Annotated in this window: 10 protein-coding genes; 8 read left to right on the forward strand and 2 right to left on the reverse strand. The window is 46.3% G+C overall.

What is annotated here, in order from left to right; genetic code table 11:
- The first annotated feature begins 79 nt into the window (after positions 1-79).
- Positions 80-1,825, forward strand: coding sequence for a hypothetical protein (locus tag CWC22_RS15590; protein WP_138538562.1), 1,746 nt, complete (start codon positions 80-82; stop codon positions 1,823-1,825).
- 314 nt (positions 1,826-2,139) lie between these two features.
- Positions 2,140-3,030: a DUF2306 domain-containing protein gene (locus tag CWC22_RS15595; RefSeq protein ID WP_138538561.1), complete on the forward strand. Its 891-nt coding sequence runs from the start codon at positions 2,140-2,142 to the stop codon at positions 3,028-3,030.
- Positions 3,031-3,114: 84 nt separating this feature from the next.
- On the opposite strand, the gene CWC22_RS15600 is transcribed toward CWC22_RS15595, so the two are convergent.
- A complete protein-coding gene (locus CWC22_RS15600) occupies positions 3,115-5,184 on the reverse strand; it encodes an alpha/beta hydrolase family protein (RefSeq protein WP_230090582.1) in 2,070 nt (689 codons plus the stop codon).
- A 138-nt stretch (positions 5,185-5,322) separates the two neighbouring features.
- On the opposite strand from CWC22_RS15600, the gene CWC22_RS15605 reads away from it, so the two are divergent.
- Together CWC22_RS15605 and CWC22_RS15610 are read left to right on the forward strand one after the other, a co-directional pair.
- Complete coding sequence (locus CWC22_RS15605) at positions 5,323-5,838, forward strand: hypothetical protein (protein WP_125562909.1); 516 nt, start codon at positions 5,323-5,325, stop codon at positions 5,836-5,838.
- A gap of 3 nt (positions 5,839-5,841) precedes the next feature.
- Entirely contained in the window at positions 5,842-6,054 is a 213-nt protein-coding gene (locus CWC22_RS15610) for a helix-turn-helix domain-containing protein (RefSeq protein ID WP_010384149.1), read from the forward strand.
- 49 nt (positions 6,055-6,103) lie between these two features.
- On the opposite strand, the gene CWC22_RS15615 is transcribed toward CWC22_RS15610, so the two are convergent.
- Complete coding sequence (locus CWC22_RS15615; RefSeq protein WP_138538560.1) at positions 6,104-6,898, reverse strand: putative porin; 795 nt, start codon at positions 6,896-6,898, stop codon at positions 6,104-6,106.
- Between the two features lie 170 nt (positions 6,899-7,068).
- Between CWC22_RS15615 and CWC22_RS15620 the strand changes: the two genes are divergently transcribed.
- From CWC22_RS15620 to CWC22_RS15635, 4 genes are all read left to right on the forward strand, one after another.
- Positions 7,069-7,740, forward strand: a complete 672-nt coding sequence (locus CWC22_RS15620) for a response regulator (protein WP_125562913.1) — start codon at positions 7,069-7,071, stop codon at positions 7,738-7,740.
- Positions 7,737-9,185 carry a two-component system sensor histidine kinase CreC gene (gene creC / locus CWC22_RS15625; RefSeq protein WP_138538559.1) on the forward strand — a complete coding sequence of 483 codons (1,449 nt, stop codon included), beginning with the start codon at positions 7,737-7,739 and terminating at the stop codon, positions 9,183-9,185. The genes CWC22_RS15620 and creC overlap by 4 nt, the downstream gene beginning before the upstream one ends.
- Before the next feature lie 77 nt (positions 9,186-9,262).
- On the forward strand, positions 9,263-10,606 hold the full coding sequence (gene creD / locus CWC22_RS15630; RefSeq protein WP_138538558.1) for a cell envelope integrity protein CreD: 1,344 nt from the start codon (positions 9,263-9,265) through the stop codon (positions 10,604-10,606).
- Positions 10,607-10,897: 291 nt separating this feature from the next.
- Positions 10,898-11,221 carry a hypothetical protein gene (locus tag CWC22_RS15635; RefSeq protein ID WP_125562919.1) on the forward strand — a complete coding sequence of 108 codons (324 nt, stop codon included), beginning with the start codon at positions 10,898-10,900 and terminating at the stop codon, positions 11,219-11,221.
- Positions 11,222-11,241: the final 20 nt, after the last annotated feature.

The raw sequence follows: 11,241 nt of genomic DNA on the forward strand, positions 1-11,241 counted from the left end.
TGCGACTTAATTGTCACTATCACAATTAAGTCGCATTAATGGTAATTAAAATCTAATAACAGCGAAACTGAGAAGTAATATGAGTGAAAAAGGAAATCCCCAGATTAGCAGAAGGCAACTATTCGGCTTAGCAGGCATGGCCTTAGGCAGTGCCGGACTGGCAACGCTTTCTAAAAGCGCATCAGCGCAAACAACGGACGTTTCTGAGCATGTACTCTCCTTTGATAATACCGCAGAGATGAGAGCAAGCACTGCGCTCAAAGCCGGAGACACTGTTTTTACAAAAGGATACTACCAGGCCGGTGACGGTGGTCATGCCTATTACCTTATTCGGCAAGGCAGTCAGCAAAACGAAGATAAGGGTAAGTATCACAATTGTACAAACAATAAATTCGCAGAGTTACAGCTCAATGGTGTTGCCAATATTCTATGCTTTGGTGCGAAGGGTGACAATCAGGAAGAAAGTGCTTTGGCGAATCGTCATGCTATTCTCGCCGCAGCCAGCGCGTTACCAGAATCGGGTGGCACCATACTCATACCCAGCGTGGGTACTGCGAAGTACCGTATCGATGCTAACTGGCCAAATCATGGTGGTGTAACCATAAGACGTAGCAATATCACTTTGATTGTTGAAAATGGCGCATTACTGCACTCATTACACAATGGCACGGGTGCTGACGGACATGTCATTGGATTCGCTGGCGAAGCCCATGCCCCAATTGAAAACTGCCACATTTGTGGCGGTGGTGCCATTGCAAGTAACACAAGCTCAGGAGTCGGAGCAGAGAATGCGATTGGGTTTACTAACGTCGTCAATTTTTCTTGCATTGGTATGACAGTGCCACACTCTGTCTTTAAAGGCATAACTGCGCAGGGAAATGTACACAACGGTATTATCTCCGGCAATAGAATCGGTCAGACGCGCTTTGATGCAATTGCCATCGAAACAGACACACACTTCGATAACGATTACTTTGTTATCGAGAACAACACCATTGAACACGCAGGCGTTGGCTATACGGAACAAAGTCCGGCAGTTGCCGGGATTAAATTTACCGCGGCAAGTAGCCTCAAATCGTTTAATGTGATCACACAAAATAACAGAGTGAAGAAAAGCCTGCACTATGGCTATTCCTACAATTTATGCGACACGATTAAAAACCATAGCGATATATGCGACGAGGCAGGCTTAGATGGGTTTGAGTGGCGGTCATGCAACGACATTAATGCTCATGTTACTTCAAAAAACTCCGGCAGGGATGGTATCAAACTTGATTCCTGTGGTAGCCAGATCAATGTTGAATGCAACATAAGTTGGCCTTCAAGATATGCAATCAACATCTTACGCCCCAGGTCACTCCATGTTTTAAAACCATTTATATCTGGCAACAAGCATCAATATCGTTTAAGCACAACATCTGATCAAACAATAAATACGCCATCCATCCATATTATCCATCCACAGTTTGCGGATAATGCATGGGGCAACAATGGTGGCTATTGGACGGGTGATATCATGCCACATGTTGATTTTGGAAACCGAGTCTCCAGATTAATACTGCCCGAAAGCACAGCCCCCGACGTTACAGCCAGTACATTGTATACCGTCAACAATGAGCGCGGAGTACTAGTTTCAAACCTAACAGGAGCAAATGCACCCGACAAAGAGGTTGAGCTATTTTTCGTCAATACAAATACTACGCTTGAGCATGCAAATGGGAACCTCAGACTAAAAGGCCACTCAAACGTCACACCACCTGTGGGCGGAAGCATTAAATTGAGATTCATTAATAATTTATGGCATGAAACCTATCGCAGTTTCTAGTATCGCCTCAGCGCATGCTGTAAAACTAAATTGCTGACATAAGCACCATTAACCTATTGGTTACTCTAATATAGTGGGGTCAACCAATAGGTTTTTTAAATCGCCACTAGGGCACATCTGAATCTGCATATAAAAAGTAGCTCAAAAGCGAAAAGCCCCCCCAATACATCCACCTATAAGAACCACAACCAATTGATAAAAATACTTATTTTTATCTGATACAAACAATTTGGTATGAGCAGGCCCATTCGAACGACTGAACATCCTCTTCACGGCACACTTGAAAGCATATTCACAGTTACGAGGCCGTCACAATGGACAAAACACTTAATACGACTTCCGGGTCGGAAGCAATTCAAGAAGCAAGCGCAACCACATCGAGCAAAGGTATATCAACGCGCACTGCTGGCAAGACGCTCAGTTACACTGCCATATTCTGGTTTATTTCTGTGTTACTCGGGCAATGGTTTTTCTTTTATTACATCATTAAGTTCTACGGATTTTCTGTGATCAATGACAACATGGAAATCTGGAACCGCTGGGAGGTCATGGGTGCAACCCCTTATCATGTGGGTGACTTTGCCGGTAACCTGGCATTTGCAGCGCACACAATCGGCGCAGGCATCGTTGCCTTCGGTGGCGTATTTCAACTTATTCCTAAAATGCGCAACCGCTTCCCCACTTTTCATAAAATCAATGGCTACGTCTATCTGCTTACCGTCATTCTGTTGGCTTTCTCAGGGTATTACCTGGTGTGGTTCAGAGACGCCAGCCCGATCGAACTTGGCGATATAGGCACCAGCATCAATGGTTCTTTGATCCTACTGTTCTCTTATTTAACGGTACGCAGCGCAATTAAAAAAGACATCGCGAGCCACAGAAAATGGGCTATCTATTTGTTTCTTGTGTCAAATGCGCAGTGGTTCCTGAGAGTGGGCGTGTTCAGCTATCTGGTCACCGGTACCACCCTGGATCTTAATCCCGCATTTGGCGACCCCTTCTTCCCTATGTGGACCTTTGGCTGCTTTTTAATCCCGCTACTGACAGCCAAGCTCTACTTCTATGCACAGCAAAATCGCAATGCACAGGTAAAGTTAGCAACCAGTGTCACCTTATGTGTACTCACACTCCTTATGCTCATCGGCATCATGGGCTATACACCATTTCTGCTATCCGTTATGTCTGAAGACCCTATCTCCTTCTGATGCCTCAGTACTGACACAAACACAAAAAGCAGGGCGATGGTATCATCGCCCTGCTTTAGTTTAATAAAGCATGTTTAACCGGTGTTATAACTGATTGACATCGACACGCAAAGTATCCAAATGTGCGCTGATGGCTGGATTAACCGTGTTAGAGGTGCCGCCACCCAAGTGTTTAGCAAAAAAGCGCTCCATTGCCACGATAGAGGCCAGTTTATTGTTTTGCTTCATAAACCCATGCCCTTCGTCTTTTGCCAGAATATATTCGAGGGGGTGATTTTTGGCGGCCAGCGCTCTGGCAATATTATCCGACTCAACCTGTGTCACACGTGGGTCATTTGCCCCCTGGACCAGCATCAAAGGCGCTTTGATTTGGTCAACAAAGTTAATCGGTGAGCGTGATTCCATATCAGCTCTGTCTTTTGCAATCTCAGGATCTCCGACTGAGACATACCAGGTCCCCAGATAAGGGCGGTAGTGTGCCGGGAAAGACTCCATCAAAGTCACCAGGCTGGATGGACCAACATAAGAAATCACGGCTTTGTATACGTCTGGTGTAAATGTCGCACCAGCGAGTGCGGCATACCCGCCGTAGGAAGCTCCCATAATACCCACACGCTGTTTATCAGCAATGCCCTGCTCTATCAGGTAATTTACGCCATCCGTTAAGTCATGCTGCATAGTACCTGTGCCCCAGTTTTTCTCGCCCAGCTGAATAAAGCGCTTACCGAATCCCAATGAACCACGGAAGTTAGGTTGCAGCACGGCATAGCCGCGGTTAGCAAAATAATGCGCCACAGGGACGAAATAACCGCTGCTGTAGCCCCACTGATCTCGCGCCCAGGGACCGCCATGTGGCAACACTATGGTAGGGAGATTTTTCTTCAAGTTCTTAGGTAAAGTCAGATATGCCTGGATTTCAACACCATCTGATGCCGTATAAGTAATAGACTTTCGATCTCCCAGCAACTCAGGATCAAACCCTGGAGCCTCATTCAACAGACCTGTCAGCTTATCCTGAGTCGGATAATACGCATATTTTTGATCCGGGCGGTCAGCAAAAGACACCGTCAGTAACCACTGATCTTCCTTATGGTTTATTTTATCTACTTTTAATTCAATATCTTGTGAAAAGCGGCTCTGTATTTGTTGTAACGCTTTAGCCGCACTATCGGTCAGTGGGTAATTGCGCAGCTTACCGCCATAATAAGATACTATCAGTGGTTGCCCTTGCTCATCGAACACAACGTGGTGCAGATCAGAGCTTTGCTGGGGGTCAAGGTGAACCGTCTCTGTCGACTTAGTCGCTAAATCCACTTTAATCAGTTCCTGTTTATCGCGTCCTTCAATGCTGCCTGCAATAAAAGCGGTATTGGTTTGCTCATCAAAGCTGATGATCTCCAGGATCTCTCCCGGTTCTGTGGTCATCACCTTGAGCCAACGCCCGTCTGTGAATGTGTACATGCTTCTGGAATTATCAGCGTTGAGCGCCAAACCCAGTGCCACCTGACCCGATTTATTCAGCTGTGTCTCAAACAGACTCACGCTGTTAGTCTGAGTTTGTGTCAGTTCGCCCTTATCCACCGTCAGGTGAAAGTAATCAATGCGCTCAGGTGTTACGTGATTGGCGGCGACAGCCAAAATATTTGCATCCTGCTCAGACTGTCCCAACAGCATGTAATCGACCTCATCATTATGCGTGAGTCTCATCATAGTGCTGGCTGTCAGATCTGTGCTGTTCAGCGCTAGTTTATAAACCTGGCTATTTTCATTGCCCTGATGATCCTTAGAAAACAAGATCTCGTTGCGATTGGCGGACCAGATAAAACTGTCAACCGAATCGATGAGGTTAGTCACAGGTACAGGTTTCGCATCAGGCTTATCGGCAGCCACCACAAATAGATTATGTGCGCCGTTGTGCATTTTCAGAAATGCGATCCACTGGCCATCCTTTGACATCGCAATCGACTTTTTCTCACTGGTGCTGAATAAACTCTCCACATCCACAAATGCCGAAACATGCTGAACCGACTCTGCCTCACTCACTGGCTGCTTGTCGCTCAGCGTACAGCCTGACAACACAGCCGTAGTACCCAGTACGGTACTCAGTGCAACACTCAACGCTAATCTGGTTACTGTGCATTTATTTTTCATCATGTCACTCCTTCTCTTTGTTGAAAATATCATTACACGGATTTTTATTATTGTAAAACGATAATTTATTTTCTTTTTTCAGAAAATAGTTTCTGTGTGATATGATTCTTATCAAGAACAACATAGAAACATGGGATCTTTATGGTCAAATCGACAGACAAAATTCAGCGCTGGTGCGGCACCTTCCGCGCTGTGGTGTTGGGTATCAGTGGCTTGGTATTTTCGTTTCTTATTTATCACCTGATCATCAATGGTCAGGTACGGTATATCGAAAGCGAGTCATTCAATTTATTGTGGGAAAGTGGGCAAGTCAGTCACGGCATGTTGTTTAGTCTCACTCTCCCCTTGCTGGCTGGGATGCTACTCAGTGTGTACTGGATAATCAGGCTATTAAAACTCTTTAGTGGCGGACAGTTTTTTCATAATCACTGCTACACCTGCTATCAGGGATTTATCTGGACAAAAATTGCATTGGTCCTCTATTCGTGTGGCCTGAATTTTTTTCTGGATTACTGGTATCACACGCTCTACCACTCAAATCAGGTGGTGCTGAAAATCCCTTTTGGTGAGCTCACGACGCTCGGACTCTTCGCTGTGGTGGCCTACCTGCTTAAAGCAGCAAAAGAAATCGAAGATGAAAACAAGGAGTTCATTTAAGCTATGGAGATTGTTGTAAACTTAGATGTGGTGATGGCAATGCGCAAAGTGTCATCCAAAGAACTGGCCAAAGCCATAGGGATCACCGAAGCAAATTTGTCTTTGCTCAAACGCGGTAAGGTGAAGGGGGTACGCTTTGAAACACTGGCACAGATCTGTCGATATTTAGACTGTCAGCCCGGCGACCTGTTAGCCTTTAAACCAGACGAAGCGTGATTATTTAACAGGGTTGCAGGCCGCTGCAACCCTGTTTTATGCGTGGGCCTTAAAATTGCGCCACAAACTGCAAGCTGGTTTCTTCACCCGCATCACGATCTATATATTCAGCTCTTAGGTAGTAGCTGTCATTAAAGAAGTACTTACCTTCCAGTGCTAAATCAGAGTCATAAGAGCCTACGCCCACAGCAATATTACGGTTAAAGTAATAGTTCACCAAAGCATTGGTATACGACTCATCGGTGTATCTTAAATCGACCTCATGATGGGATATATCCACGCTGATATAACGCTCGGCATCCAGATGCATAAAATAACGGCCAGATACCGTGTAATTGTCCATCTCATCATCTGTATCTATAGTTACACCTAAATAGTCGGTGTCATTGAGCTGATGATTGTACTCGGCTTTTAACCAGGTGCTGTCAGCCCCCAGATCAGACTCATTGCGGCGAACACTCAGCTTCAGCTTGTCGTTATACAGATACCCGATCCCGTAAGTGTAATGATCGTCAATTTCACCGAGGTCACTGACTCGACCAACCACGAATACTTCTTTGCTAAAATATCCCTCACCTGCAAAAGAAAAGCGGTTCATGTACTCATCATTGTAGTAACTCAGGCCAACATTGCTGTCGGTATCCAGGTAGCCATAATCGTCCCAAACACCTGAACTTTGCTGCGGAGCAAAGAAATAACGGCTGCTTATCATCAACGCATCATTATCATACGTACGGTCCTGATCGGTATAAGTAGCACTGTTAAACCATTGTTTAGTCTCAGTAGCGTGGGCTGATGTGGCGGTGATGACGGCAAGTGCCGCAAGTGTGAATAGCTTTTTCATAAAAAACCTTTATTTCCATATAGTAAAGCAGTATTGCTCACCACTGTAGTAAGCGCGGCGCATAGTATAAAAGCGAAACTGAATGCGCAATGACTTTCCCCGATTTTACCGAGTTTTGCTTTGCAGGTAATATGTTAGCCCGACGCGCTGAGCAAACTGAATTTTAATATATGACGATAGTAATAATTGAAGACGAGCCTGCCATTGCTGATACGTTGGTCCACATTCTTGAAATGGACGGGTTTGAAGTACACTGGTTTACAACCGCCGGGGCTGGCTATGAGTACTTACAGCAACACCCTGCCGAGCTGTTGATCCTGGATGTTGGCCTGCCAGATGGAAACGGCTTTGACGTGTGTAAACAGCTGCGTCAGTTTTCCGCTATTCCGATTATCTTTCTTACGGCACGCAGTGATGAAATTGACCGGGTGGTTGGATTAGAAATTGGCGCGGACGATTATGTCACTAAACCCTTTAGCCCCAGAGAAATGCTCGCCCGGGTCAAGCTCAGACTTAAAAAACTGCATCCACCTGTGACAAATATGGCGACGGAGCAAGTACCAAAGTGGCAAGCCAGAAACTTTGATTATTACTACAAAGGATCGGCACTTGGCCTGACAGCATTGGAATTCAAGCTGCTTGAGGCGCTAATCACCCAGGCACCTCGTGTTCTGAGTAGAACTCAGCTGCTGGATGCAACACAAGCGCCGGCTGACTGTGGTTATGAGCGTAACATCGACAGTCATATCAAAACGATTAGGCGTAAAATGAAGCGTTATGACTGTGCTGCGCCATTAAAAACCAAGCGAGGATTTGGCTACTACTTCGAGGATCCAGCGTGAAGGCTCGACACTGGCCACGTATCCCTCTGGGGCTGAGATTTTTCATGCTCTATCTGATCTTAGTCCTGCTAACGACTTATGTGATTAGCAATACAATGCTCAGAGAGATTAAGCCAGCCATACGTCAGGCAACCGAAGAAACCCTGATCGATATGGCCAATCTACTCGCGGTTGTTGTCGCAGAAGATCTGGCTCAGGGCACCACCAGTAACAGTCGCTTAGTTGAACTGATGAAGATATACGGACAGCGAGAAGTCGATGCGGCGATTTGGGGAGTGGAAAAGACCACTATGTCACATCGCATTTACCTCACGGATCATCGCGGTATTGTGGTGGCTGATTCCTGGCAGCAAGATGTCGGCACAGACTTTTCGCAATGGAACGACGTATACCTGACTTTGCGCGGAGAATACGGCGCCCGCTCCAGTGCAACCGATCCCGATGATCCTCTGTCAACGGTTATGCATATTGCTGCCCCGGTGATTTACCAGGATCAGATCATAGGCAGTCTCACCGTTGCTAAAGCAAATCGCTCGGTACAGCCATTCATCGAACACAGCCAGCAGCGCATCGTAAAATGGCTCGCTCTGCTGAGCTTGCTCGCACTTCTTATCGGTGCTCTTATCGCCTGGCGGATCAACTCAGCAGTAAGTAAACTCGCTGACTATGCCAGAAAAATGGGCCTGGGCAAGCAAGCCGAAAAGCCCCAATTCAGAGTCTTTTACGAATATCGCCAACTCAGTGATGCAGTGGAACAAATGCGTAATCAACTCGATGGTAAGGTCTATATAGAGCAATATGTTGAAACCTTAACACATGAATTAAAAAGCCCATTGTCCGGTATCAAAGGGGCCAGCGAACTATTACAGATGCCGTTGAGTGATGATAAGCGCCACCAGTTTGCACACAATATCGAGCGCGAAACCCAGCGAATGCAACAGCTGATCGACAGGCTTCTGGAGCTGGCCAAACTGGAGCAACTGCCCACTTTGAACACCCGACAATCCGTATCAATTGCATCGCTGCTTAACCAGTGCGAACAAATACTGACTCATCGGGTGCTGCAAAAATCGGTCACCTTCACACTGACACAAGATCACAGACAAGTGATCAGCGGCGACCCCTTCCTGTTACAACAAGCTATCCTTAATCTGCTGGAAAATGCCCTGGATTTTGTCCCCTTACATGGAGAGATATGCCTGTCCGTCACTTCTGCCGGCAACACATGTTCGTTCAGCATTTATAACACTGGCCCCGCAATCCCCGACTATGCATTGCCCAGATTATGTGAGCGATTTTACTCCCTGCCTCGTGCCAATGGCGCAAAAAGCACGGGACTTGGTCTCAATTTTGTGGAGCGAGTTGCCAGACTGCATCATGGTGAGCTGACCATCAACAATCGCGCACAGGGTGTGGAGGCCACACTCACCATTAAAACTCCATAGAGTCTCCACATCCCCCCCACTCTAACGCCAATCATCTCGGTTAACCTGTTAGTACATCAGGCCTAACCGAGAAACTTATGACACAGCCAATTACCGAAAAAACAGGGATCAAATTAGCCATCATCGCTGCAATTATTTTATTGCTGATGATCCCCATCGCCATGATCACAGACTTGATCGACGAACGTTCTGCCTCTGAGCACACTGTACAACAGGAAATTGCCCGCAGCACCAGTGGCACCCAAGCTCTGATTGCCCCCTTTATTTACGCTGAATATGAAACCTCAACTGAACTCGATGGCGTACAGACACGCATAAAGCACCAACGTACCTTACTTCCCGAACAATTGACAGTACAGGGGACCCTCGACACATTCGAGAAGTATCGCAGCATATACAAGGCACAGCTTTATCGTGCAGATTTAACACTTACTGGCCACTTTGATCCCAAACAGCTGGACGATCTAGCCGATCTTACACCCACCCGAGTAGCCTTAGTGTTAGGGGTTAGCGATATCCGGGGGATTGGCCTCAACACCCAAATCTCACTCAATAGACAGACATATACGTTGCACCCCGGCACCACGTTAAGTGCTATCGAAGAAGGCGTGCACATTACGCTGCCCATCTCAGCATTGCGCGATAAAGACCTGGAGTTTGATATTCAATTCGATTTGCAGGGGATGACTTCACTGTCGATCGCCCCATTAGGCGCACGTACTGAGATCTCATTAGAAGCCAACTGGCCACACCCCAGTTTTCAAGGAGAGTACCTGCCAGTTCACTCTGAAATCACTGCAACGCACTTTAACGCCAGCTGGCAAACCAGCTATTTTGCCACCAATATGAAAGAGCTATTTTCGCGTTGTATTTTTAAGCATCAGTGTGCGCAGTTAGAATCACGCAATATGGGCGTGCGCCTCGTGGAGCCGGTTGATCATTACCTGAAAAGCCACCGTGCCACAAACTATGCTCTGTTGGTGATTATTTTAGTGATATCGAGTTTCTTTCTATTGGAGCTCAGTAAGACCAAAGCCATCCACCCGGTACAATACGGGTTTGTCGGGCTATCATTAGCGGTATTTTATCTATTACTGATTTCTCTGAGTGAGCATCTGGGCTTTGGCTGGGCCTATGCCCTATCAGCACTTGCAGCCATCCTGCTACTGGTAAGCTACATTTGGGGTATACTGCAAAGCGCGAAGCTCAGTGCCTGTTACCTCATTGCGCTGAGTGCGCTGTATGCCATGCTTTATGCCATGTTAAGCGCTGAACATTATGCACTGCTGCTAGGTAGCCTGTTGTGCTTTACGGTACTCGCCACGATCATGCTCGCGACCCGACATGTGAACTGGTATGGCACAGCTCAAGCCTCCACTGAAAAACTCCCAGTTCAACACAGCAATTCACCCGCTCCATAATCACCAAGGCATGTTGCAGATTTAGTCCGACATCACCAGCTTGTCATCAGTTAACACCACTGTTCTGTGATGACAAGCGTATCTGTAAAAGCAATCAAAGCGCTATTAATGCATGAGTTGATGTGGCGATGATAGCGGCAAGGAACGCAAATTTAAGTAACGCTCATAAAAGCTCAAACCTCTTTAAAATACAGTAACTTGATTGCACCACACCAAATGAAATAGAACATACTTCTATTGCTAACCTCCAATAAAAGGTACAATTACCTTTTACCCAAAAAAGGACTAACCATGTTAAAAAAAGCAACAATACTAGCTCTAGCCATCATGACATTTAACACCACAGCCAGTGTAACGAATCACAGTGGTGAAATCGCCAACATGAGAACCTGGGTATCCGGTTCAAATACTTATGGTGTCTGGGTTAGTTTGAAAAACAATCCAAGTATTTGCCCTGGTGGTTTTTACCTGCCTCACACGTCTGACAATAAACAACTGGTTTACAGCACGTTACTCGCAGCACGTCTTTCTGGCAAAACCATCATGATTCAGGCTGCTGACAGCAGCACCTACAAAATTGGCGATCGATGCCGCATTAACTACGTGATGCTTTAAAAAGCGTCAATCTGGGTGTT

The sequence above is a fragment of the Pseudoalteromonas rubra genome (assembly GCF_005886805.2).
In the GTDB taxonomy this organism is placed as follows: Bacteria; Pseudomonadota; Gammaproteobacteria; order Enterobacterales; family Alteromonadaceae; genus Pseudoalteromonas; species Pseudoalteromonas rubra_D.